This window comes from Streptomyces sp. NPDC055632 (assembly GCF_053618675.1).
Genome location: NZ_JBSHHY010000016.1, coordinates 40510 through 63720, shown reverse-complemented (window position 1 = coordinate 63720; position 23211 = coordinate 40510). Strand labels below are relative to the sequence as shown.

Below are 23211 nucleotides of genomic sequence, written 5' to 3'. Positions count from 1 at the left end.
GGCGCTCCCCTGTCGGAATATGGAGATGTGTTCGAGCTCAGGGTACAAGCTCAGCGTTCGGCGGCGGCCAGCTGTCCACAGGCACCGTCGATCTCCTGACCTCGGGTGTCCCGCACGGTCACCGGCACCCCGTGCCGCGCGATCGCCTCCACGAAGGCCTTCTCGTCCTCCGGACGCGACGCCGTCCACTTCGACCCGGGCGTCGGGTTCAGCGGGATCAGGTTGACGTGCACCCGCTTGCCCTTGAGCAGCCGGCCGAGCAGGTCGCCGCGCCAGGCCTGGTCGTTGATGTCCCGGATGAGGGCGTACTCGATGGAGATCCGGCGTCCGGACTTCTCCGCGTACTCCCAGGCGGCGTCGAGGACCTCCCGGACCTTCCAGCGCGTGTTGACGGGCACGAGGGTGTCGCGCAGCTCGTCGTCCGGGGCGTGCAGGGAGACCGCGAGCCGGCACTTGAAGCCCTCGTCGGCGAAGCGCAGCATCGCGGGCACGAGTCCGACGGTGGAGACGGTGATGCCGCGCTGGGACAGGCCCAGGCCGTCCGGCTCGGGGTCGGTGAGGCGGCGGATGGCGCCGACGACCCGCTTGTAGTTGGCGAGCGGCTCGCCCATGCCCATGAACACGATGTTCGAAAGCCGGGCCGGGCCGCCGGGGACCTCGCCGTCGCGCAGGGCCCGCATGCCGTCGACGATCTGGTGCACGATCTCGGCGGTCGACAGGTTCCGGTCGAGACCGGCCTGCCCGGTCGCGCAGAACGGGCAGTTCATCCCGCAGCCGGCCTGCGAGGAGATGCACATGGTGACCCGGTCCGGGTAGCGCATGAGCACCGACTCCACGAGCGTGCCGTCGTGCAGCCGCCACAGGGTCTTGCGGGTGGTGTCGTCGTCGCACGAGATGTGCCGCACCACGGACATCAGGTCGGGCAGCAGCTCCCCGGCCAGCTTCTCCCGCGAGGCGGCCGGGATGTCGGTCCACTCGGCGGGGTCGTGCGCGTACCGCGCGAAGTAGTGCGTGGACAGCTGCTTGGCGCGGAAGGGCTTCTCGCCGATCGCGGCGACGGCCTCCTTCCGCTCGGCGGGCGTGAGGTCGGCGAGGTGCCGCGGCGGCTTCTTGGCTCCGCGGGGGGCGACGAAAGTGAGTTCTCCGGGCTTGGGCATGGTGCTACCAGTGTCGCAGAGATACGAAGAGGGACCCGCCGTCCTGTGGACAACGGGCCCCTCGACCGAAGAAACGCAGGTCAGCCGGTGCCGACGAACAGCGCGAGCAGCAACCACACCACCGGCGCCGTCGGCAGCAGCGAGTCCAGCCGGTCCATGATGCCGCCGTGGCCGGGCAGCAGCGTGCCCATGTCCTTGATGCCCAGGTCGCGCTTGATCATCGACTCGCCGAGGTCGCCGAGCGTCGCGCTCGCCGCCACCGCGAGACCGAGGATCAGGCCCTGCCACCAGACCCCGTCGTCGATCATGAACTGCATGCACAGCGCGCCCGCCGCCATCGCGAACGTCACCGCGCCGACCAGGCCCTCACGGGTCTTGCCGGGGCTGATCCTCGGCGCCAGCTTGCGCTTGCCGAAGCGCCAGCCGACCGCGTACGCCCCGGTGTCGCTGACCACCGTCAGGATCAGGAAGGTGAGGACCCGCTCCGGACCGTCGTCCGCGGTCAGCAGCAGCGCCACGAACGTCGCCAGGAACGGCACGTAGAACGCGGCGAACACGCCCGCCGTGACGTCCTTCAGATAGCCCTCGGGCGGCTCCGTCATCCGCCACACCAGGACCGCGAGCGCCGTCAGGGCCATCGCGACCCAGGCGCCCTCGGCCCCGCGCACGTACCCGGCGACGACCATCGCCGCGCCGCCGACCGCGAGCGGCACCAGCGGCGCCTTGATCTGCTTGCGCTCCTGGAGCCGGGAGGTCAGCTCCCACAGCCCGACCACCACGGCGATCGCGATCACCCCGACGAACGCCGGCGCCCAGATGTACAGCGAGGCGATGATGACGGCGCCGAGACCGACCCCGACCCCTATGGCCGCGCCCAGGTTCCGCCCCGCACTCTTCTTCTGCCGTGGCGCCGACGGCGCGGGCGGCGGAGGCGGAGTGCGGCTGGACATGGGCTCCTGCGGGTGCTCGTGCGGGGTCTCGTCGCGGAACAGGGGACCGCTCGGGTGAGCGGCCCCCCGGCCGTGACCGTCCTGGAATCCGCCGGCGGGAACGTCGGGCACGATGGGCATGGGGCGAGTCTGCGCCGCCGGACGCCCCTCGTGGGCGGGACCCGCCGGGACGGGCCCCTGGTGGGGTCCCCCGCGGCCGTGACCGGCCGGGGCATCCCAGGAAGAGTCGTTCATCAGACCTCGAGCAGCTCGGCTTCCTTGTGCTTGAGCAGCTCGTCCACCTGCGTGACGTACTTCGCGGTGGTGTCGTCGAGCTCCTTCTCCGCGCGACGGCCCTCGTCCTCGCCGACCTCGCCGTCCTTGACGAGCTTGTCGATGGACTCCTTGGCCTTGCGGCGCACCGAGCGGATCGAGATCTTCGAGTCCTCGGCCTTGCCCTTGGCGACCTTGATGTACTCGCGGCGGCGCTCCTCGGTCAGCTCGGGGAACACCACCCGGATGATGTTGCCGTCGTTGCTCGGGTTGACGCCGAGGTCCGAGTCGCGGATCGCCTGCTCGATGTTGCGCAGCGCGCTCTTGTCGAACGGGGTCACCACGGCCATCCGCGGCTCCGGGACGGAGAAGGAGGCCAGCTGGTTGATGGGGGTGATGGCGCCGTAGTAGTCCGCCACGATCTTGTTGAACATCGCCGGGTGCGCACGGCCGGTGCGGATCGCGGCGAAGTCCTCCTTGGCGACCACGACGGCCTTCTCCATCTTCTCCTCGGCCTCGAGGAGGGTCTCTTCGATCACCACTTGCTCCTGCGTGTCGTCGCGTTGTGTCCTGCACGGTGTACGACCGGCAGGGCTCTGTCCATCCCCTCGCGGGGCGGTTCCCGGTTCGGGTCAGGCCCGGGTGCCCTGGTCGCTCACGAGCGTGCCGATCTTCTCACCCTTCACCGCGCGCGCGATATTGCCCTCGGCGAGCAGTTCGAAGACGAGGATCGGAAGGTTGTTGTCCCGGCACAGGGTGACGGCGGTGGCGTCGGCGACCTTGAGGTCGCGGGCGATCACCTCGCCGTACTCGAGCGCGTCGAACTTGACCGCGTCGGGGTTCCGCTTCGGGTCGGAGTCGTACACGCCGTCGACGCCGTTCTTGCCCATGAGCAGGGCCTCGGCGTCGATCTCCAGGGCGCGCTGGGCGGCGGTGGTGTCCGTGGAGAAGTACGGCATGCCCATGCCCGCGCCGAAGATGACCACGCGGCCCTTCTCCAGGTGGCGCACGGCGCGCAGCGGGATGTACGGCTCGGCGACCTGGCCCATGGTGATGGCGGTCTGGACGCGGGAGTCGATGCCCTCCTTCTCCAGGAAGTCCTGGAGGGCGAGGCAGTTCATCACGGTGCCGAGCATGCCCATGTAGTCGGAGCGGGCCCGGTCCATGCCGCGCTGCTGGAGCTCGGCGCCGCGGAAGAAGTTGCCCCCGCCGATCACGATCGCGATCTCCGCGCCGTCGCGGACGACGGCCGCGATCTCACGCGCGATGGCGTGCACGACATCGGGGTCGACGCCCAGGCCGGTACCGCCGGAGAAGGCTTCTCCGGACAGTTTCAGCATGTAGCGGCCGGCCTTTTTGCCGTTGTTGTCGTCGCCCTGTACGGCGCCCTGATTCATGGAGCTCTCCTCGTGCACATACGAAGGAGGCCATTGCCCTGGATCCTCGCGGTATCCCGTGCGGCAATGGCCTCCTCGTCAGATCTGCGGTCGTCCTGCGCGGGCGCGGACGACTGCTTCAGACCCTACCGGGGTCCGGTGTCCGTCGCGTTCGCGACCGGACTCAGATGCCGACCTTGATGCGGCTGAAGCGCTTCAGGGTGACACCGGCCTCGTCCAGGATCTGCTGGACGGACTTCTTGTTGTCCAGGGCGTACGGCTGGCCGAGCAGCGTGGCGTCCTTGAAGAAGCCGTTGACGCGACCCTCGACGATCTTGGCGATCGCGGCCTCGGGCTTGCCCTCGGCGCGGGTGGTCTCCTCGGCGATGCGGCGCTCGGACTCGACGACCTCGGCCGGGACGTCCTCACGGGTGAGGTACTTCGGCGCGAAGGCGGCGATGTGCTGGGCGACGCCCTTGGCGACCTCGGCGTTCTCCTTGTCGAACTCGACGAGGACACCGATCTGCGGCGGGAGGTCCGGCATGGTGCGGTGCATGTACGCGGAGACGAAACCGTCGGCGTACTGCGCGAAGCGGTCGAGGACGATCTTCTCGCCGAGGTTGGCGTTGGCCTCGTCCACGTAGGCCTGCACGGTCTTGCCGGGCTCGATCTCGGAAGCGAGGAGCGCCTCGATGTCGGCCGGGGAGGTCGCGGCCACGTGGGCGGCGAGCGCGTTGGCGACGGCGAGGAACTTGTCGCCCTTGGCGACGAAGTCCGTCTCGCACTTCAGCTCGACGAGGACGCCGGAGGTGTTGTCGTCGGCGATGAGGGAGACCACGGCGCCGTTCTCGGCGGAGCGGCCCTCACGCTTGGCGACGCCCTTCTGGCCCTTGATGCGCAGGGCCTCGACGGCCTTGTCGACGTCGCCGTCGGCCTCGTCCAGGGCCTTCTTGCAGTCCATCATGCCGGCGCCGGTGAGCTCGCGGAGCTTCTTGACGTCAGCGGCGGTGTAGTTCGCCATGAGTCTGTTTCTCTCTCGAAGTCTGAAAGATCGGGCGGGTCCACGGGAGGACGGCGGGGGCTTCGTGGGCCCCCGCCGTCGTCACCCGAAGGACCTGGGTCCTGAAGGGTCAGGCCTGCTCGGCGGCCTCGGCCGGAGCGTCGGCGGCCTCGGCGTCCGCGACCTTCTCGGTCTCGGCGGAGGTCTGGACCTCGGCGGCCTCGGCGGCGGCCGGAGCCGGGGCCTCGGTCTCGTCGGCCTTCTTCTCACCCTCGAGCAGGTCGCGCTCCCACTCGGCGAGCGGCTCGCCCTGGGCCTTCTCGCCCGGCTTCGAGTCGCCGGTCGCGGCGCCGGAGCGGGCGATGAGGCCCTCGGCGACGGCGTCGGCGATCACGCGGGTGAGCAGGGTGACGGAGCGGATCGCGTCGTCGTTGCCCGGGATCTTGTAGTCGACCTCGTCGGGGTCGCAGTTGGTGTCGAGGATCGCGACGACCGGGATGTGGAGCTTGCGCGCCTCACCGACGGCGATGTGCTCCTTCTTGGTGTCGACGATCCAGACGGCGCTCGGCACCTTCTGCATCTCGCGGATACCACCGAGGGTCTTCTCCAGCTTGGCCTTCTCGCGCGAGAGGACCAGGAGCTCCTTCTTGGTGAGACCCGAGGCGGCGACGTCCTCGAAGTCGATCTGCTCGAGCTCCTTGAGGCGCTGCAGACGCTTGTAGACGGTGGAGAAGTTGGTGAGCATGCCACCGAGCCAACGCTGGTTGACGTACGGCATGCCGACGCGCGTCGCCTGCTCGGCGATGGCCTCCTGGGCCTGCTTCTTCGTACCGACGAACATGATGGAGCCGCCGTGCGCGACGGTCTCCTTGACGAACTCGTAGGCGCGGTCGATGTACGACAGCGACTGGAGCAGGTCGATGATGTAGATGCCGTTGCGCTCGGTGAAGATGAAGCGCTTCATCTTCGGGTTCCAGCGACGGGTCTGGTGACCGAAGTGGACGCCGCTCTCCAGCAGCTCCCGCATCGTGACGACGGCCATGGCCGTATCTCCTTGGGTTTCTCGGTTGTGTTCCTGACGCCCCGGCGCGCCATGCCCACGAGGGACCGAAAGGCGCTGCCACCGCCTGAGGGCCGTGGCGGGGCGTGCGAAGTCGACCCGGTGACCCGAGTCGCCATAGGAAGTGTACGGGACCCCGGGGGCGGCGGGTGACGGCGCTGTCCACAACCGGTGAGTAGTCCACAGAAACCGTCCACGAGCCCCACGAACCGGACGCCCGGGAGAACCTTCCCCCATGCACTACGCGACGACCTGCCTCACGACCCTGCTCCTGGCCCTCGGCCCCTTCTGGCCGGTGGGCGGCCCGCCCCCGCCCGAGATCGTCCGCGGCTGGCAGCCCCCGCCGGGCCCGTACGCCGCGGGCCACCGCGGCGTCGACCTCGCCGCACCGCCGGGCACACCGGTCCTGGCCCCCACGGCGGGCACGGTCACCTTCGCGGGCCCGGTCGGTGGCCGGGGCGTCCTCACCCTGGCCCTCCCGGGCACGGGCTCTCCCCCACTGCGCACGACCTTCTCCCCGGTGACCCCGCTGGTCCCGGCCGGCACCACCGTCGCCGCCGGCACCCCGATCGCCCGGGTCGCCACCGGCACCCACTGCCCGGAGACCTGCCTCCACTGGGGCCTCCTCAGAGGCGACCACTACCTGAACCCGCTGCTCCTGACGAAACGGGGGCCGTCGCGGCTGCTGCCGCTGGGGTGAGCTTGGAGTGGGGCTGGAGCGGGGCTGTAGTGGGGCTGGAGTGAGGGGTGGGGGGGCGGAGGGGGAGGGGTGGGTGGGGAGGGGGCGGGGGGCGGGGGGGCGGGGGGGCGGGGGAAAGCCCCCCGGATTTTCTTCGAGCGGTCAGGCCGGGGAGCCGTTGACCCCGTGGAGGGCCATCGTGACCGCCGCCTCGGTGATCTCCGCGGGGTCCTCGGCCGCGCCGAGTTCGAGGCGGCGGACGGCCGCGTCGACGACGCCTTGGAGGAGCATGGCGCCCAGGCGGGGCCGGGGCTGTCCCAGGGCGGCGAGGGCTTCGACGACCATGGAGACGAGGCCGCCGTGGGCGGCGCGGATCTTCTCGCGGGCGCCGTCGTCCAGCTCGCCGGCGGAGATGGCGACGACCGCGCGGTGACGCCGGTCCCCGACCAGTTCCAGCTGCTTGCGGACGTACGCCTCGACCTTGCCCTGGGGCGTCTCCGCGTCGGCCATGGCCAGCTCGACCTCGGCGGCCCAGACCGGGAAGTCGACGGCGCACAGCTCCTCGACGACGGCGGCGCGCGATCGGAAGTACTCGTAGACCGACGAGCGGGCGAGGCCCGTGCGCTCGGCGAGTGCGGGGAAGGTCAGCGCCTCCGTCCCGCCCTCGGACAACAGGGAACGCGCGGCGTCCAGCAGGGCGCCGCGCTGCATCGTCCGGTGCTCGGCCACGGAGGCCGCTCGAATCCTGGGCACGGCTCCACTGTACGACCGGACCGCGGCGCTCAGCGTCCTACGTCGGCCAGCTTGGCCCGGAGCTGGAGGACGGATTTGGTGTGGATCTGGCTGACGCGGCTCTCGGTGACGCCGAGGACGTGGCCGATCTCGGCGAGCGTGAGGCCCTCGTAGTAGTAGAGGGTGACGACCGTCTTCTCGCGTTCGGGGAGCGTGTTGATGGCGCGGGCGAGCAGCCGGCGCAGCTCGCGGTCCTCGGCGATCTCGACGGGGTTGTCGGCGGCCGTGTCCTCCAGCGTGTCCATCAGGGAGAGCCGGTCGCCGCCCTCGCCGCCGACGTGCAGCAGCTCCTCCAGGGCGACCACGTTGGCCAGGGACAACTGGCTGAAAACCGAGTGCAGTTCCTCCAGTGTGATGTCCATCTCCGCGGCGACCTCGCTCTCGGAGGGGGTGCGGCGGAGCTGGGCCTCCAGGGTGGCGTAGGCGCGTTCGACGTTGCGCGCCTTCTGGCGGACGGAGCGCGGGATCCAGTCGAGGGCGCGGAGCTCGTCGATCATGGCGCCGCGGATGCGGGTGATGGCGTACGTCTCGAACTTGATGGCGCGCTCGACGTCGAACTTCTCGATGGCGTCGATGAGGCCGAAGACGCCGGAGGAGACGAAGTCGGCCTGTTCCACGTTGGACGGCAGCCCGACGCTGACCCGTCCCGCGACGTACTTGACGAGGGGCGAGTAGTGCAGGATCAGCTGCTCCCGCAGCCGCTCGTCGCCCGTGTCCTTGTACGACCGCCACAGCTCGTCGAGGGAGGTCGGTGCGGGCGGTCGCACGGTGCCCCGGGCTGCTGGGGGCACCGCAGCGCGGTCAGACCCGGAGGTGTGCTGGGGCATGCGTTGCCTTGAGCCGTTCTGCTGTCGGGTGTGTCGGGGCGGGTGTGGGTGTCGTGGAGGGAATCCCGGTGAGCGTAGCGTGAGTGTGCCGTCGCGGTGAGCGAACACCGGTGGATCGCGCCGCTCCGGGTGGACGCCGTCGACCGCATCTTCGAACGGGGGCCGTGGCGCGGGTCGGCCCCTCGGGTGCGGCCGAGAGGGCTCGGTCGTTCATCGCCTTCACCTTTTCACCCGAATGCTCCGGGTCAAGTACCGCCTCGCCGCGCGTTCGACGCTTGTGTGGCGGTGTTCGTCAACCGCCATCCGTCTCCGTACCGTTCGACGAAGCCGAGGGAGTGGAGTTCGTACAGCTTGGCGAGGGTCTCGTCGGGGTGGGTGCCGGCGCGGCGGGCGATGGCGGTGGTGGAGGTGGGGCCGCGGGCGGGCACGGCCTCCAGGACGTGCGCCGTGGCGGGGGCGAGGAGGTCCCGGGGAAGGACGGGTCCTCGGCGCGCCGGGGCGAGCTGGCCCATGTCCCCGACGAGTTCGACGATCTCCTCGGCGTCGGTGACGAGGGTGGCGTCGCCGCGCAGGAGTTCGTGGACGCCCGCGGAGAGCGCGCTGGTGACCGGTCCGGGCACGCCCATGGTGTGGCGGCCGAGCCGGGCGGCGGCGCGGGCGGTGGAGAGGGAGCCGCTGCGGTGCTGCGCCTCGACGACGACGGTTCCGCGGGTGAGGGCGGCGATGACGCGGTTGCGGAGGATGAAGCGGCTGGGGGTCGGGTGGCTTTCGGGCGGCAACTCTCCGACGACGAGGCCCTGTTCGGTGATGCGCCGGATGAGCCGGTCGTGGCCCCGGGGGTAGGGGACGTCGACGCCGCAGGCGAGGACGGCGACGGTGGCGCCGTCGGCGGCGAGGGCTCCCCGGTGGGCGGCGCCGTCGATGCCGTAGGCGGCCCCGGAGACGACGACCCAGCCCTTTCTCGCGAGGCCGGTGGCGAGGTCGGTGGCGGTGTGGGCGCCGTAGGGGGTGCAGGCGCGGGCGCCGACGAGGGCGACGGAGCGCAGGGCCCAGGTGCGCAGGTCGGCGGGGCCTCGGAGCCAGAGGCCGACGGGGCGGGCGTCGCCGAGGTCGTCGAGTTGCCGGGGCCATTCGGTGTCACCGGGAACGAGGAAGCGGCCGCCGAGGGCGTGGACGGTGTCGAGGTCGCGGGCGGGTTCGGCGGCGGTGGCGCGCAGGCGCCAGGAGGCGACGCGTTTGCGGCCGGTGCCGGGGAAGGGGTCCCCGCCAGGTCGGGCGCCTCCGGGGCGAATGCCGTCGGGGCGGGCGCCGTCGGCGGGGTGGGTGTCGTCTTCGAGGTGGGTGCCGTCATCGGGGCGGGTGCCGTCTTCGGTACGGATGTCGTCGTTAGTACGGATGTCGTCGTACCGGAGGAGCCGTTCGAGGAAGCCGACGGCTCCGTATCGGCGGATCCAGCGGCCGGCGTGTTCGTCGCCGGGTTCGACGGCGCGGGTGAGAACGGCACGGGCGAGCCGTTCGTCCATGGGTGCGGTGGAGGCGGAGGGCGGGGCGGCGGGTGCGGTGGGGATCATGCGCGGTCCCCCGTTCCGACGGGCACGCCGCGGGCGACGCCGGTGCGCATCTCCAGGGCGAGGGCGACGTCCCGGACGTCGGGCCGGTCGTGTCCGGCCAGGTCGGCGACGGTCCAGGCGACGCGCAGGACGCGGTCGAGGCCGCGGGCGGTGAGGAGTCCGCGTTCGATGTCGCGTTCGGCTGCGGCGAGGGCTCCGGGCGCGGCGTGGTAGCGGGTGCGGAGCTCGTGACCGGGGATCTCGCTGTTGACCCTCCAGGGGGTGTCGGCGAGACGGGTGGCGGCCCGGTCGCGGGCCTCGCGGACGCGCGCGGCGACCGCGGCGGTGGTCTCTCCCCTGCCGCCCTGCCCGAGGAGGTCGGCGCGGGTGACGGGCTCGGCCTCGACGCGGAGGTCGACCCGGTCGAGCAGGGGCCCGGAGAGGCGCGCCTGGTAGCGGCGGACGAGCGCGGGCGGGCATTCGCAGCCGGCGCCGTGCAGGGTGTGCCGTCCGCAGGGGCAGGGGTTGGCGGCGAGGGCGAGGAGGAAGCGGGCGGGGAGGCGGACGACGCCGGCGGCACGGGCGATGACGACGTGCCCGGATTCGAGGGGCTGGCGGAGCGCGTCGAGCGCCTTGCCCGAGAACTCGGGGGCTTCGTCCAGAAAGAGGATGCCGCGGTGGGCGAGGGAGACGGCGCCGGGCCTGGGGAGGCCGTTTCCGCCGCCGACGAGGGACTGCATGGTGGCGGAGTGGTGGGGCGCGCAGTAGGGGGCGCGGCGGACGAGGGGTTCGCCGGGCGGGAGGATGCCGGCGACGGAGTGGACGGCGGTGACTTCCAGGGACTCCTGTCGGCTGAGGGGCGGGAGGATGCCGGGGAGGCGTTCGGCCAGCATGGTCTTTCCCGCTCCGGGTGGTCCGGAGAGCAGGAGGTGGTGGCTGCCGGCGGCGGAGATCTCCAGGGCGCGGCGGGCGTGGTGCTGGCCGGCGACGTCGGCGAGGTCGGGGCCTTCGGCGGGGTCGGCGGCGAGTCCGGTGCCGATGCCGGCGCCGGGGACGAGGAGGCCGGCGAGCATGGCGTCGGGCCGTCCCTCCTCGGTGGGTTCCTCGTCGGGGACGGGTTCGTCGGTGAGGACGGCGATCAGCTGGCGGAGGCTGCGGACGCCGAGGACGGAGACGCCGGGGACGAGCGAGGCCTCGCCGGCGGTCTGTTCGGGGACGACGACCTGCCGGTATCCGGCGTCGGCGGCGGCGAGGACGGCGGGCAGGATGCCGCGGACGGGGCGGACGCGGCCGTCGAGTCCGAGTTCGCCGATGAGGACGAGGTCGGCGATGGTGCGCGGGTCGATGCGCTCGGCGGCGCCGAGGACGGCGGCGGCGACGGCCAGGTCGAAGCCGCTGCCGCCCTTCGGGACGGAGGCAGGGCTGAGGCCGACGGTGAGTTTCTTCTGGGGCCATTCGGCGCCGGAGTTGACGACGGCGGCGCGGACGCGGTCGCGGCTCTCGGTGAGGCTCTTGTCGGGGAGGCCGACGAGGGCGAAGGCGGCGACGCCGGGTTCGAGGTCGGCCTGTACTTCGACGACGACGCCCTCGACGCCGACGAGGGCGACGGAGCAGGTGCGGGCGAATCCCATCTCAGGCCACCCCCTGGGCGTGGGTGAGTGCGGGGGCTCCCCGGCGGGGCAGGACGACGCCGACGAGGTCGATGCGGACGCCGCCGGCGGGTGCCGGGGTGCCGCTGCGGTCGAGCCAGCAGTCGGCGAGGCGGCGGAGCCGTTCGGCCTTGCGGGGCGTGACGGCGGCCATCGGGTGTTCGTAGGCGCCGTGGCGCCGGGTCTTGACCTCGCAGATGACGAGGGTGTCGCCGTCGCGGGCGACGATGTCGATCTCGCCGGTCCGGCCGCAGCGCCAGTTGCGGGCGAGGACGTGCATGCCGGTCGCGGTGAGCCGGCGGGCCGCCAGCTCCTCTCCGTACCGTCCGAGCGCGCGGGTGGCGCTGGTCTTGCCAACCGTGTCGGTCGTGCCGGCCTTGCCAGCCATACCGGTTGTACCGGTCGTGCTGCCGGTCGTATCGGCGGTATCAGTCGTGTCAGTCGTGCCGGTCGCGTTCATACGGACCACCTCCGTCACCGACTGTGACGGGGCGGCGCGTTCCGTGTGCGGCGCTGTGGACGGGCGAGAGGCTGTGGAGAACTCCCTCACCCGTGGGGGTGACCCGTAAAAGCGACCCGTGGAGGTGATCTTTCTGCGGCGCTCCTGCCGCCGTCCTCAGCTGCCGGGGAGTTCGAGGTCGCTCTTGTTGAGCTCCTCGATGTTCACGTCCTTGAACGTGAGGACGCGGACCTGCTTGACGAACCTGGCCGGCCTGTACATGTCCCAGACCCAGGCGTCGGCCATGCTGACCTCGAAGAAGACCTCGCCCTGAACCGAGTGCACCTGCATCTCGTAGTCGTTGGTGAGGTAGAAGCGTCGCTCGGTCTCGATCACGTATTTGAACAGGCCGACGACGTCGCGGTACTCCCGGTAGAGCTTCAGCTCCATCTCGGTCTCGTACTTCTCGAGGTCCTCGGCGCTCATGGCATGTTCCCCTTCAGCCGTGCGTCCCCCCATTGTGCGCCAGTCGTACGCGTCCCTAGACGATTTCCGGGGCGAGGACGACCGGTGCGGGCGGAGGTCCCTCGTCGAGCAGCGTGCGCAGCAGCTCGGCGAGTCTGGTCGGGTACACCGTCTCACGGGCGGCCGACAGTTCGGCGGAGGTCCACCATCTCAGGCCCGAGAGGCTGCGGGTCTCCAGCTCTGTGAGGGTCTGCGGACCGGGCGCGGCATCGGTCCTGCGGGTGCGGGCGAGGTAGTACCACTCGTCCTGGTCCCAGCGGCGTCCGTCGAAGGGGAAGGAGCAGTGCCGGGTCCAGAGGACGGGTCCGAGGTCGACGTCGGTGATGCCGGTCTCCTCCGCGAGCTCGCGCAGTGCCGCCTTCTCCCGGGTCTCGTCGCCCTCCAGGCCCCCGCCGGGGGTGAACCACCAGGAGAGGCCGGGGTCGTCGGGCTCGTGTCCGTGCAGCAGCAGGACGCGGTCGTCGGGGTCGAGCAGGACGACCCGCGCGACCTTCCGCACCACGCTCTCCACGCCCGTGCCCACGTCCACCCGCCCTACGGCCTCCCCGTCCACGTCCACCCGCCCCACGGTCTCCCCGTCCACGTCCACCCGCCCCACGGTCTCCCCGTCCACGTCCGCGTCCCCGTCCGGGCCCGCCCCCGCGCCCCGTCCCCGCTCCGTCATGCCCCTGTCCTCTCCCCGGGACCGGCCCCTGCACCGGCACCGGCACCGGCCCCGACCCGCCGTCCGCCCGGCCGCCGACCCAGGAGCCGTGCCACCGGCCCGTACGCGGCCCCCGCGAAGACCAGTATGCCGCCGGCCGTGATCACCGCGAGGAGGGTCGTGAACGGTCCCGGCGCCGACAGGCCGCCCGGGAGGTCGGCGAAGCCGGCCGGCCGGTCCAGGAGGCCCTTGGCGGGCCAGACGACGGCGTCGACCCGGGCGACGACCGTGGAGCGGGGCACCGAACCCTGGCCGGCCTCTTCGAGGTGGGTGCGGGAGTCGAGGGAGGTGTGCCGGTCGTCCCCGAGGAGGAAGAGGCTGTCCCCGGGGACCGTCACGGAGAACTCCTTGTCGGAGGCGGTCCTCCGGCCGTCCATGCCCGGCCCGAGGTACGGCTCGTCGACGGCCCTGCCGTTGACGGTGAGCCGCCCGTCCCCGTCGCAGCAGGCGACGGTGTCGCCGCCGACGGCGACGACGCGCTTGACCATGGGCGAGGAGCCCCACAGGGGGTCGTTGAAGACGACGACGTCGCCGCGCTTCACCTCGGTCCCGTCGACCCGCTCGGCGAGCACGCGGGAGTTGACGTCGAGGGTGGGGGTCATGGAGTCGGTGGGGACGGTGTACGGCCGGTAGACCAGGGCTCCCCAGACGAACCCGCCGAGGAAGAGCGCACAGCCGACGGCCACGGCCAGCCCCGACAGCACGCTGCCGAGGCGGCCGTGGCCGTCCTTGGTCCCTATGGTTCCGCTCATGTGCACCCCAGAGGTCTGTCGACGGTCCGGGACGGCACACTACCCGCGGGTCGTTACTCGGCGGTATGCCGCGCGAGCTGCTTCTTCCGGCGCCACAGCACCAGCGGGAGCGCTCCGGCGACGCTCGCCGCGCCGAGCGGGGCGGCGGCCGCCGCCTTGTTCAGGGCGGGGTTGTCGAAGATGCCGGGCACGGGGAGCGTGGCCCAGCGGGTGACCGGCCAGGCGACGACGACGGCGCGGCCCACGACCAGGTCCTCGGCGACGGTGCCGCCGCCGGGGAGCTCCTGGTGGAAGCGGGAGTCCAGGGAGTTCTGGCGGTTGTCGCCCATGACCCAGATGCGGCCCTCGGGGACCTTGATCGGACCGAAGGAGTCCTGGCAGGGCACGGAACCGGGGTAGAGGTACGAGGTCTCGTCGAGCGGCACCCCGTTGAGGACGACCTTGCCGCCCTCCTTGCAGGAGACGGTGTCGCCGCCGACCGCGATGACCCGCTTGATGAGGTCCTTCTCCTCGGCGGACGGCATGAGGCCGATGAAGCTGAGGAACTTCTGCACGACGTTCGGCTTGGGCGTCTCCGCGGTCTCCAGCCAGCCGCCCGGGTCGTGGAAGACGACGACCTCGCCGCGCTCGGGCTCGGAGCCGAACCACGGCGTCAGCTTGTCGACGAGGACCCGGTCGCCCTTCTTGAGGGCGTTCATCATCGATTCCGAGGGGATCGAGAACGCCTGCACCAGGAAGGTCTTGATCAGCAGCGCGAGCACCAGCGCGATGCCGACGAGGAGGGGCAGCTCCTTCCAGAAGGAGCGCTGCTTCTTGGGGGCCCTGCCGGACCCGCCCGCCTCGTCGTCGCGCGGCGCGCCGTCGCCGTGCGGCACCCTGTCACCCGTCACGTCGTCACCCGTCACGTCGTCGCCCCTGGCCTCGTCGGCCCTCTTCTCGGGCTCATCGTGTCCGGATCGTGCGCCGACGGCCAAATCCCCCACATCCACTCCTCAAGTCCGTGCGAACGCCCGCCCCGGAACAGGGACGGGCCCACCACTCCCATAACGAGCAGAAGTTCCGCAGGGGTCGGGAGCCCGGGCAATCCGTTCAGATTCCGCTGGGACACACTATGCGACGGACCGGACGCCTCACCGGAACCCGCACGGGCGTCCGGAACTCCGGCGAAGGCGTCCCGCTCCTCCAGGCCCCGCCAGTGGCCGATGGGCCAGGCGATCACCACGGCACGCCCCACGACCTGCTCCTCCGCGACGGTGCCGTGGTCCTTCTCGTCGAGGTGGAAGCGGGAGTCGGCCGAGTCCGAGCGGTGGTCGCCGAGGACGAAGATCCGGCCCTCGGGGACCTTCACCTCGAAGGGGATGGTGGACGGCGCGTTCCCCGGATGCAGGTACGGCTCGTCCAGCGGTACGCCGTTGACGGTGAGCCGCCCGTCCTCGCCGCAGCAGCGGACGGTGTCGCCGCCGACGGCCACGACCCGCTTGATGAGGTCCTGCTCGTCGGCGGAGGGCAGCAGTCCGATGAAGGTCAGGGCCTGCTTGGCCTGTTTGACGCCGACGGGGTCGTCGGCGGGCGGCACGGGGTCCTGGTGGAGCCAGTTGCCGGGGTCCTTGAAGACGACGACGTCGCCGCGCTGCGGGCGGGAGCCGAACCAGGGGGTGAGCTTGTCGACGAGGACCCGGTCCTGGATCCGGATCGTCTGCTCCATGGAGCCGGAGGGGATGACGAACGCCTGGACGAGGAAGGTCTTGAGGACGAGGGCGATGAGTACGGCGACCGTGACCAGGATCGGGATCTCCCGGATCGCGGAGCGCTGCCGGCGCCGCTTGACCTTGCGGGCGAGCTTGCGCCGCTCGGCCCGTCCGGGCAGTGCGGATCCCTGCTCGGGCGCGTGACCGGCCCTGCCCGCCGGCCGGCCCCGGCTACCCACGGTTCCCCGTCCCCGGGGCCGCCGGCCCCGTCGGGTGTCCGCCGGCCGGTGACGCCGGTACGGCGTCGAAGGCGTCCGTGCCCGCCACGCCGCTCCAGCGGCCGAAGGGCCAGGCGATCCAGTCGGCGCGTCCGACGACCTTGTCGACGGGCACCATGCCGCCGCCGGGGCTGCCCAGGTGGTCCCGGGAGTCGCTGGACTGACTGCGGTGGTCGCCCATGACCCAGAGCCGGTCCGGGGGGACGACGATGTCGAAGGGCACGCTCGAGGGCTGGTCGCCGGGCATGAGGTAACGCTCCACGACGACGGTGCCGTTGACGGTGAGCCGGCCGTCCTTGTCGCAGCAGACGACCCGGTCGCCGCCGGTGCCGACGACCCGCTTCACGAAGTCGGTCTCGGCGGGCTCGGCGAGTCCGAGGGCGGACGCCCCGTCGCGCAGCAGGCCGGTGACGGGGTCGCCCTCGGGCTCCTCCCGCACGAAGGAGCCGGTGCCGTCGAAGACGACGACGTCGCCGCGGCGCGGTTCGTCCCCGAAGCGGTACGCCAGCTTGTTCACCAGGATCCGGTCGTCGACCCGGAGCGTCGGCTCCATGGAGCGGCTGGGGATCAGGAACGGCTGCGCCACGAAGTGGCTCAGGAGCAGCAGGAAGACCACGCAGGCGCCGCCCACGAGCGCCGTGCGCCGCCAGGAGGGCGCGCCGTCGGAGTCCTCGGAGTGTTCGGAAGGCTCGGGGTCCCCGGAGGGCTCGGAGGGCTCGGGGTCCTCCGAAGCCCCGGGGGCTCCGGAAACGCGCGCGGAGCGCGGCCCCTCCTCCGTACCGGAAACCCTGTCGGGTTCCGCGTCGGGGGAAGGGCCGCGCTCCGTGTGCTGTGCTTCGGTGTCCATCGCCGGACAAGCCTATCGGGCCTGTCTGTGAGGGGAACCGGAAGCGCGGTGCGTGCCGGGAGCCGGGGCTCAGCGGTCGCGCTTCTCCTTGATCTTGGCGGCCTTGCCGCGCAGCTCGCGGAGGTAGTAGAGCTTGGCACGACGCACGTCACCGCGGGTCACGAGCTCGATCTTCTCGAAGATCGGGCTGTTGACCGGGAAGGTGCGCTCGACGCCGACGGAGAACGAGACCTTGCGGACCGTGAAGGTCTCGCTGACGCCCGAGCCCTGGCGGCGGATGACGACGCCCTTGAACTGCTGGATGCGGGAGCGGTTGCCCTCGATGACGCGCACGTGGACGTTGACGGTGTCGCCCGGGCGGAAGGCGGGGAGGTCGGAGCGGAGCGAAGCCGCGTTGACCTGGTCGAGCAGGGAGGCCATGGAGGTCTCTTTCCTCGCTGATGCCACAGGTCATCAGCGGTACGTTCGAAGTGGTTTCAAGGGCCGTCCGCTCCTGGCGGCGTCGTTCCCCCTGTGGCAGGGGCGCACGCCGGACGGACGGCAGCGGCCTATTCTTCCACGCCCTCGACCCTGCGCCAAAATCGGCCGCCGGGCTCGGGGGCCCACCCCATCATGGAGAGGATCTCCCGGTCCTTCTTGTCGAAGGCCGCCGGGTCGCAGCGCTCGATGAGGTCGGGCCGGTGGGCGGCGGTACGGCGGAAGGCCTCGTCGCGCCGCCAGCGGGAGATCTTCCCGTGGTGGCCGCTGAGGAGGACGTCGGGGATGCCGCGGCCGCGCCACTCGGGGGGCTTGGTGTAGACGGGGCCCTCCAGGAGGTTGGCCATGGCCCCGGGGGCGAAGGAGTCGTCCCGGTGGGACTCGGCGTTGCCGAGGACGCCGGGCAGGAGGCGGGCGACGGCCTCGGTGACGACGAGGACGGCGGCCTCTCCGCCGGCCAGGACGTAGTCGCCGATGGAGACCTCGTAGACCGGCATCCGGGTCGCGTACTCGTCCATGACGCGGCGGTCGATGCCCTCGTAGCGGGCCGGGGTGAAGATCAGCCAGGGCCGCTCGGAGAGTTCGACGGCCAGTTCCTGGGTGAAGGGGCGGCCGCTGGGGGTGGGGACGACGAGGACGGGGCCGTGGGCGCCGCCCTCGTAGCCGTCGGCGAGGGTCTGGTCGAGCGCGTCGCCCCAGGGGCCGGTCTTCATGACCATGCCGGGGCCGCCGCCGTACGGGGTGTCGTCGACCGTGTTGTGCCGGTCGTACGTCCACGCGCGCAGGTCGTGGACGTGGACGTCGAGCTGTCCGCGCGCGCGTGCCTTGCCGACGAGGGAGACGTTCAGCGGTTCGAGGTACTCGGGGAAGATCGTGACGACGTCGAGCCTCATGCCCGCTCCTCGCCGGACTCCTCGGAGGAACCGGCCTCGTCCTCGCGGGAGGAGGCGATCTCGGCGCGGTCGTCGATCAGGCCGGGCGGCGGGTCGATCACGGCCCGCTGCTCCTCCAGGTCGATCTCGGTGACGATCTCCCCGACGAAGGGGATCATCAGCTCGGTGCCGTCGGGGCGTTCGACGATGAAGAGGTCCTGGGACGGCAGGTGGGAGATCTCGGTGATGCGCCCGATCTCGGTGCCGTCGGCGAGGACCACGTCGAGGTCGATGAGCTGGTGGTCGTAGTACTCGTCTTCCTCCTCGGGCATCTCCGTGGGGTCGACCTCGGCGATGAGGAGGGTGTTGCGCAGGGCCTCGGCGGCGGTGCGGTCGCGGACGCCCTCGAAGCGCAGCAACAGGCGGCCGCTGTGGACGCGGCCGGTCTCGATGGTCAGCGGCCCGGTGGAGGCCGGGTCGGTGAGCAGGACGGCGCCGGGGCCGAGCCTGAGCTCGGGCTCGTCCGTGCGCACCTCGACGGTGACCTCGCCCTTGATGCCGTGGGCGCGCCCGATCCGCGCGACTACCAACTGCACTGCTTCACTCTCTCCTGTCACACAGCTCGTACGACAACGGGCCGGGGCGGGCTCGTAAGCCCTCCCCGGCCCGTGCCGGCACAACTCAAGGTGATGCTGCCGACCTTCTCAGCGGACCTGGTCCACGTCGACGAGGTCGACCCGGATCCCACGGCCGCCGATGGCCCCCACGACGGTGCGCAGCGCACGCGCGGTGCGGCCGTTGCGGCCGATCACCTTGCCGAGGTCGTCGGGGTGGACCCGGACCTCCAGCACGCGGCCCCGGCGCAGGTTGCGCGAGGCGACCTGCACCTCGTCGGGGTTGTCGACGATGCCCTTCACGAGGTGCTCGAGAGCCTCCTCGAGCATGATCAGGCCTCGGTCGACTCGGTGGACTCGGCCTCGGCCTCGTCCGCCTTCTTGTCGGCCTTCTTGGCCTTCGGGGTGATGGCCTCACCCTTGTCGTCGCCGCCCTCGAGGGTCTTCGCGAACTCGTCGAACGAGGCGCGCTTCGCCTCCTTCGTGGCGGGGACGAGCAGGGCCTTCTCGGGGGCCGGGAGGCCCTTGGCCTTCTGCCAGTCGCCGGTGAGCTTCAGGATGGCGAGGACCGGCTCGGTCGGCTGGGCGCCGACGGACAGCCAGTACTGCGCACGCTCGGAGTCGACCTCGATACGCGACGGGTTGTACGTCGGGTGGTAGAGGCCGATCTCCTCGATCGCGCGACCGTCACGACGGGTGCGGGAGTCGGCGACGACGATGCGGTAGTGCGGCTGGCGGATCTTGCCGAGGCGCTTGAGCTTGATCTTGACTGCCACTGGAGTGGTGTCTCCTGGTCTTGACGTGGTTGGGCACTTGAGATGCCACGTGGGGTTGCGGTACTCGGATGCCCGATGGACGCGTCAGCCGGAGGAGAGAGGGGTCCTGTGCGACTGTCGAGTACAGCTAGCCATTGTGCCACACGCCGCGGGGTCAGTTGGCGGCGCCCACCGTCTCCGGGATGCGGAAGGGCTTGCCGCAACCGCCGCAGACGATCGGGGCCTGGGCGAGGACCGACGGGACCACGCGCACGTTGCGCCCGCAGTCGCAGACGGCCTTGACCCGCACGCCGCCGCCCGAGGATCCGTGCCGGGCGGCCGGTCCGCGGAAGGAGCGCTTGGTGTCGGCGGCCGTGGCGACCGTGTGGGCCTTGAGGGCGCGCTGGAGCCGTTCGATGGTGGGCCGGTAGCGCCGCCTGGCCTCCGCGTTGAGCGTGACCAGGGAGAAGCCGCTGCTGGCGTGCGGCTCCTCGGGGTGGTCGAGGCCCATCTCCTCGGCGATCGCGAGGAAGCGGCGGTTGTGGTAGCGGCCGGCGCGGGAGGTGTCGCGGACACCTCTGGCGGCGGCGATGCCGTGGACTGCCTCGTGGAGGAGTCGTTCGAAGGAGAGCTCGGCGCCGCAGGCGGACGAGGACTCTCCGATGAGGGATTCGGGCGCGGCAAGGTCGGGCAGCTCGGGGTGGTGCCGCTGAATGTCGGCCCACGCCTGTGCCAGCTCTGCGGCGAGAACAGGTGGTGTCGTGCTCACGTCGGGTACAACGAGCCGGAGTGCCCCCGGGTTCCATTCCGGGGCATCCCAAATATTTTGCACTTACCAGTCAGTTTGCGATTGATGCGTCCCGACGAGGGCCAGTGCGCCGAACTGCGGAGAAGCCGCGCGGGAGGCGCCAAGCCCGTACGTAGTGGCGCATACGCCCCGGCGCGTAGGCCGATCGCGCACGCCCCTCGCCTGAAGGGCCCCGGCACGCGGGCCCTCCTTCGTTCGAAGGGTCCGCGCGCGTGCACCCTCTCCCGTTCGAAGGAACCGGGCGCGTGCGCCCCCTCCGTCCGGAGGTCCGGAGCGGATGCGAAGTGTTGCGGGGACATTACCGGGTGCGCGTGCGCGAGCGCACACCGCCCCTCCCCCGGACGAATCGGTCGGCCCCGACCACTGGACGCGGCCCCCGATGCGCAGTTCCCTGACTACGGGGGGCTGTCGTCCGAGCACTGATTGGGGCGCTTATCCATGACACCTACGCTCGTCCCGCACCACCCCGCGCGCGACTGGGCCGAGATCCAGGAACGGATGCTCGTCCCCCTCTACGACGCGGTGTACGACCGCCTCGGCGTGGGCGGGAACTCCCGGGTCCTGGGCCTGGGCTGCGGCTCGGGCCTGGCCCTCCTCATGGCGGCCGCGCGGGGCGCCCGGGTGGCCGGCGCGGACCGGGACCACGCGCGCGTGGAGCTGGCCAGGGAGCGGCTCCCGGAGGACGTCGTCGTCACCGAAGGGCCGCCGGAGTGCGCCCCGTACGACGTGGTCACCGCCTTCCACGCGACGGACGCCCTGCTCCCGGAGCTGGCGGCGGTCACCCGTACGGCCCAACCGGGCACGACCGTCGTCCTCGCCGGCTGGGGGCCGCCCGAGCGGTGCGCCACGGAGCCGGTCCTCCGGGTCGCGGCCCGGCTCGCCGACCGCCGCCCCGCCTCGGGCCTGGGGCCCGACCTGGACGCGCTCGCGACCGCGGCGGGGCTGCGTCCGGCCGGTTCGGGCCGGGTGGCCTGCCCCTTCGGGTACGCCGACGAGGGCAGCGCGGTGCGGGGCCTCCTGTCGACGGGCGCCTTCGACGAGGCGGTCCTGGCGACCGACCCCTCCCAGGTGGAGAAGGAGATCGAGGAGGCGCTCGCCCCGTACGTCCGCCCGGACGGGACGGTGTGGATGCCGAACGTCTTCCGGTACGTGATCGCCCGCACGCCCTGAGACCCGCACGCGCCGCTCCCGTCACGCCCCCGGCCGCTCCGGGTTCGGGCCCACGCCCGGCTCGGGGCCCGGGGACGGGCGGGCGATGCCCGCCGCGCGGTAGGCCGCGTCCTCGTCCAGGGTCTCGTTCGCCAGGAGGGCCTCGGCCAGGGCGTCCAGCCTGTCCCGGTGGTCGTCGAGCTGCCGCAGCGCGACCTCGTAGCACTCGTCGACGATCCGTCGCATCTCCCGGTCGACGGTGTCCAGGGTCGCGGGGGCCGCCGACAGGCCGTACGCCTGCTGGGCGTCGCTCGGGATGGCGGTGAGGCGGCCGACGCTCTCGCTCATGCCCCAGCGGCCCGCCATGCCCCGGGCGATGTTGGTGACCTGCTCCAGGTCGCTCTCGGCACCGGTGGTGATCACCCCGAAGACGATCTGCTCGGCCGCCATCCCGCCGAGGGCCCCGACGATCCGGCCGCGCAGGTACTCCTCGGTGTAGGCGTACTTGTCGGCGTCGGGGGTCGACAGGGTGACGCCCAGGGCGCGGCCGCGCGGCACGATGGTGACCTTCCGGACCGGGTCGGCGCCGGGCTGGAGCATGCCGAGCAGGGCGTGGCCGCTCTCGTGGTACGCGGTCCGCCGCCGTTCCTCCTCCGGCATCACGAGGGGCCGTTCCGCGCCGAGCTGGACCTTCTCCAGGGCGTCGGACAGGTCGGACTGCGTGACGGCCTTCTGGTCGCGCTTGACCGCCAGGAGCGCGGCCTCGTTGGCGAGGTTGGCGAGCTCGGCACCGGTCATGCCGGGGGTCGTGCGGGCCACCCGCTCCAGGTCGACGTCCTTGGCGAGCGGGATCTCCCGGGTGTGGATGCGCAGGATGGCCTCGCGGCCGCCCCGGTCCGGCGGGTTGACGTGGACGATCCGGTCGAAGCGGCCGGGCCGGGTGAGGGCGGGGTCCAGGACGTCGGCGCGGTTGGTGGCGGCGAGGACGACGACCCCCTCGGAGCCGGTGAAGCCGTCCATCTCGGTGAGGATCTGGTTGAGGGTCTGCTCGCGCTCGTCGTGGCCGCCCATCCCGGAGCCGCCGCCCCGGGCCCGGCCGATGGTGTCGATCTCGTCGATGAAGATGATCGCCGGGGCGACCTTGCGGGCCTCGGCGAACAGCTCCCGCACCCGGGAGGCGCCCACGCCCACGATCATCTCGATGAACCCGGAGGCGGAGGCCGAGAAGAACGGCACCCCGGCCTCGCCCGCGACGGCCCGCGCGAGGAGCGTCTTGCCGGTGCCGGGAGGCCCGGCGAGGAGCACGCCGCGGGGCATCTTGGCGCCCATCGCACGGTAGGCGTCCGGGTTCTTGAGGAAGTCGACGACGTCGTTGAGCTCGCCCTCGACCTCGTCGATGCCGGCCACGTCGGCGAAGGTGGTGCGCTTCCCGGTCTCCAGCTCCACCGGCTTGGGCGGCTGTTTGCGGCCCAGCATGCCGCCGGCGCCGCCCATGCCCGCGCTCATCCGGCGGGCGATGAACACCCAGAGCAGGACGAGCAGCAGCATCGGGGCGAGCGAGAGGAGCAGATTGGCGAGGAAGCTGCGCTCCTGGACGACCGGCTCGGCGGTGACCACGACGTTCTGCCTGGTCAGCTGCGCCCACAGGTCGTCGTCGGCGAAGGCGGGCCGCTGGGTGGTGAACTTGGTGTAGTCGCCCTCGCCGTCGGGGACGGGCTGCTTGTTCTTCAGCTGCCCCTGGATCGCGTCGCCCTTGGAGTAGATCTTGGTGACGTTCCCGGCGGCGACCTGCTTGTCGAACTCGGTGTACGAGATCGTCGGGCCGTCGCCGTCGTTGAAGAACGACAGGACGATGTTGGTGATCAGGTACACGACGAGGGCGGTGAGGATCAGTCCGCCCCAGCCGCCCGGCATCCGCTTCTTCGGCGACGGGGGCGGCGGGGCCCCTTCCGAGCGCCAGGGCTGGTCGGTCCGGTCGCGCGGGGGTGCGGGGTCGGCCACGTGACTCTCCT

The 23211-nt window shown here is 71.8% G+C and carries 25 protein-coding genes and 1 pseudogene; 2 read left to right on the top strand and 24 right to left on the bottom strand.

Annotation, left to right across the window (positions count from 1 at the left end; all coding sequences use genetic code 11):
* Window positions 1-50: 50 nt before the first annotated feature.
* From rlmN to rpsB, 6 genes are all read right to left on the bottom strand, one after another.
* Window positions 51-1157, bottom strand: coding sequence for a 23S rRNA (adenine(2503)-C(2))-methyltransferase RlmN (rlmN, locus tag ACWGSR_RS21260; RefSeq protein WP_125661713.1), 1107 nt, complete (start codon window positions 1155-1157; stop codon window positions 51-53).
* Window positions 1158-1237: 80 nt separating this feature from the next.
* Complete coding sequence (locus tag ACWGSR_RS21255; RefSeq protein WP_453568155.1) at window positions 1238-2341, bottom strand: phosphatidate cytidylyltransferase; 1104 nt, start codon at window positions 2339-2341, stop codon at window positions 1238-1240.
* Window positions 2341-2898: a ribosome recycling factor gene (gene frr / locus ACWGSR_RS21250; RefSeq protein WP_053646719.1), complete on the bottom strand. Its 558-nt coding sequence runs from the start codon at window positions 2896-2898 to the stop codon at window positions 2341-2343. Before frr ends, ACWGSR_RS21255 begins: the two co-directional genes overlap by 1 nt.
* Window positions 2899-2991: 93 nt before the next feature.
* Entirely contained in the window at window positions 2992-3756 is a 765-nt protein-coding gene (gene pyrH, locus ACWGSR_RS21245) for a UMP kinase (protein ID WP_030217948.1), read from the bottom strand.
* 163 nt (window positions 3757-3919) lie between these two features.
* Window positions 3920-4756 (bottom strand): translation elongation factor Ts, encoded by an 837-nt coding sequence (gene tsf, locus ACWGSR_RS21240; protein ID WP_453568153.1) that lies wholly within the window; start codon window positions 4754-4756, stop codon window positions 3920-3922.
* A gap of 109 nt (window positions 4757-4865) precedes the next feature.
* Complete coding sequence (gene rpsB, locus ACWGSR_RS21235) at window positions 4866-5777, bottom strand: 30S ribosomal protein S2 (protein ID WP_062751994.1); 912 nt, start codon at window positions 5775-5777, stop codon at window positions 4866-4868.
* A 253-nt stretch (window positions 5778-6030) separates the two neighbouring features.
* On the opposite strand from rpsB, the gene ACWGSR_RS21230 reads away from it, so the two are divergent.
* Window positions 6031-6495: a murein hydrolase activator EnvC family protein gene (locus ACWGSR_RS21230; RefSeq protein ID WP_453568150.1), complete on the top strand. Its 465-nt coding sequence runs from the start codon at window positions 6031-6033 to the stop codon at window positions 6493-6495.
* Between the two features lie 141 nt (window positions 6496-6636).
* Here ACWGSR_RS21230 and ACWGSR_RS21225 read toward each other — a convergent pair whose 3' ends face one another.
* The 17 genes and pseudogenes from ACWGSR_RS21225 to ACWGSR_RS21145 form a co-directional block, all read right to left on the bottom strand.
* Entirely contained in the window at window positions 6637-7203 is a 567-nt protein-coding gene (locus ACWGSR_RS21225) for a TetR/AcrR family transcriptional regulator (protein ID WP_432126695.1), read from the bottom strand.
* Between the two features lie 53 nt (window positions 7204-7256).
* The gene (gene whiG, locus ACWGSR_RS21220; RefSeq protein ID WP_030223055.1) at window positions 7257-8093 is read right to left on the bottom strand and encodes an RNA polymerase sigma factor WhiG; all 837 of its coding nucleotides are present in this window, start codon (window positions 8091-8093) and stop codon (window positions 7257-7259) included.
* A gap of 245 nt (window positions 8094-8338) precedes the next feature.
* Entirely contained in the window at window positions 8339-9664 is a 1326-nt protein-coding gene (gene dprA / locus ACWGSR_RS21215; RefSeq protein WP_453568148.1) for a DNA-processing protein DprA, read from the bottom strand.
* The gene (locus tag ACWGSR_RS21210; protein ID WP_453568146.1) at window positions 9661-11274 is read right to left on the bottom strand and encodes a YifB family Mg chelatase-like AAA ATPase; all 1614 of its coding nucleotides are present in this window, start codon (window positions 11272-11274) and stop codon (window positions 9661-9663) included. The genes dprA and ACWGSR_RS21210 overlap by 4 nt, the downstream gene beginning before the upstream one ends.
* A 1-nt stretch (window position 11275) precedes the next feature.
* Entirely contained in the window at window positions 11276-11680 is a 405-nt protein-coding gene (locus ACWGSR_RS21205) for a YraN family protein (protein ID WP_453568144.1), read from the bottom strand.
* Window positions 11681-11908: 228 nt separating this feature from the next.
* Window positions 11909-12217, bottom strand: coding sequence for a DUF2469 domain-containing protein (locus ACWGSR_RS21200; RefSeq protein WP_005311352.1), 309 nt, complete (start codon window positions 12215-12217; stop codon window positions 11909-11911).
* Window positions 12218-12272: 55 nt separating this feature from the next.
* The gene (locus tag ACWGSR_RS21195; protein WP_453568258.1) at window positions 12273-12767 is read right to left on the bottom strand and encodes an NUDIX hydrolase; all 495 of its coding nucleotides are present in this window, start codon (window positions 12765-12767) and stop codon (window positions 12273-12275) included.
* 149 nt (window positions 12768-12916) lie between these two features.
* Entirely contained in the window at window positions 12917-13711 is a 795-nt protein-coding gene (gene lepB, locus ACWGSR_RS21190; protein WP_453568142.1) for a signal peptidase I, read from the bottom strand.
* Window positions 13712-13764: 53 nt separating this feature from the next.
* On the bottom strand, window positions 13765-14685 hold the full coding sequence (gene lepB, locus ACWGSR_RS21185; RefSeq protein ID WP_376233527.1) for a signal peptidase I: 921 nt from the start codon (window positions 14683-14685) through the stop codon (window positions 13765-13767).
* A pseudogene (lepB, locus tag ACWGSR_RS21180) lies at window positions 14654-15638 on the bottom strand (signal peptidase I). The gene lepB (ACWGSR_RS21185) and the pseudogene lepB (ACWGSR_RS21180) overlap by 32 nt, the downstream one beginning before the upstream one ends.
* Window positions 15631-16524 (bottom strand): signal peptidase I, encoded by an 894-nt coding sequence (lepB, locus tag ACWGSR_RS21175; protein ID WP_453568139.1) that lies wholly within the window; start codon window positions 16522-16524, stop codon window positions 15631-15633. Before lepB (ACWGSR_RS21175) ends, lepB (ACWGSR_RS21180) begins: the two are co-directional and overlap by 8 nt.
* A 69-nt stretch (window positions 16525-16593) precedes the next feature.
* Complete coding sequence (rplS, locus tag ACWGSR_RS21170) at window positions 16594-16944, bottom strand: 50S ribosomal protein L19 (protein WP_030223083.1); 351 nt, start codon at window positions 16942-16944, stop codon at window positions 16594-16596.
* 128 nt (window positions 16945-17072) lie between these two features.
* On the bottom strand, window positions 17073-17894 hold the full coding sequence (gene trmD, locus ACWGSR_RS21165; RefSeq protein ID WP_376233375.1) for a tRNA (guanosine(37)-N1)-methyltransferase TrmD: 822 nt from the start codon (window positions 17892-17894) through the stop codon (window positions 17073-17075).
* Window positions 17891-18469 (bottom strand): ribosome maturation factor RimM, encoded by a 579-nt coding sequence (gene rimM / locus ACWGSR_RS21160; RefSeq protein WP_376233372.1) that lies wholly within the window; start codon window positions 18467-18469, stop codon window positions 17891-17893. The genes trmD and rimM overlap by 4 nt, the downstream gene beginning before the upstream one ends.
* A 108-nt stretch (window positions 18470-18577) precedes the next feature.
* Window positions 18578-18817, bottom strand: a complete 240-nt coding sequence (locus ACWGSR_RS21155; protein WP_020868149.1) for an RNA-binding protein — start codon at window positions 18815-18817, stop codon at window positions 18578-18580.
* Window positions 18818-18819: 2 nt separating this feature from the next.
* Window positions 18820-19263: a 30S ribosomal protein S16 gene (rpsP, locus tag ACWGSR_RS21150; protein WP_366372224.1), complete on the bottom strand. Its 444-nt coding sequence runs from the start codon at window positions 19261-19263 to the stop codon at window positions 18820-18822.
* A 154-nt stretch (window positions 19264-19417) separates the two neighbouring features.
* The gene (locus tag ACWGSR_RS21145) at window positions 19418-20011 is read right to left on the bottom strand and encodes a hypothetical protein (RefSeq protein ID WP_030223094.1); all 594 of its coding nucleotides are present in this window, start codon (window positions 20009-20011) and stop codon (window positions 19418-19420) included.
* Between the two features lie 477 nt (window positions 20012-20488).
* Here ACWGSR_RS21145 and ACWGSR_RS21140 point away from each other — a divergent pair, with 477 nt between their 5' ends.
* Window positions 20489-21220, top strand: coding sequence for a class I SAM-dependent methyltransferase (locus ACWGSR_RS21140; protein ID WP_376233368.1), 732 nt, complete (start codon window positions 20489-20491; stop codon window positions 21218-21220).
* 21 nt (window positions 21221-21241) lie between these two features.
* Here the strand turns inward: ACWGSR_RS21140 and ftsH are convergent, their stop codons facing one another.
* A complete protein-coding gene (ftsH, locus tag ACWGSR_RS21135) occupies window positions 21242-23200 on the bottom strand; it encodes an ATP-dependent zinc metalloprotease FtsH (RefSeq protein ID WP_376233366.1) in 1959 nt (652 codons plus the stop codon).
* Between the last annotated feature and the right edge of the window lie 11 nt (window positions 23201-23211).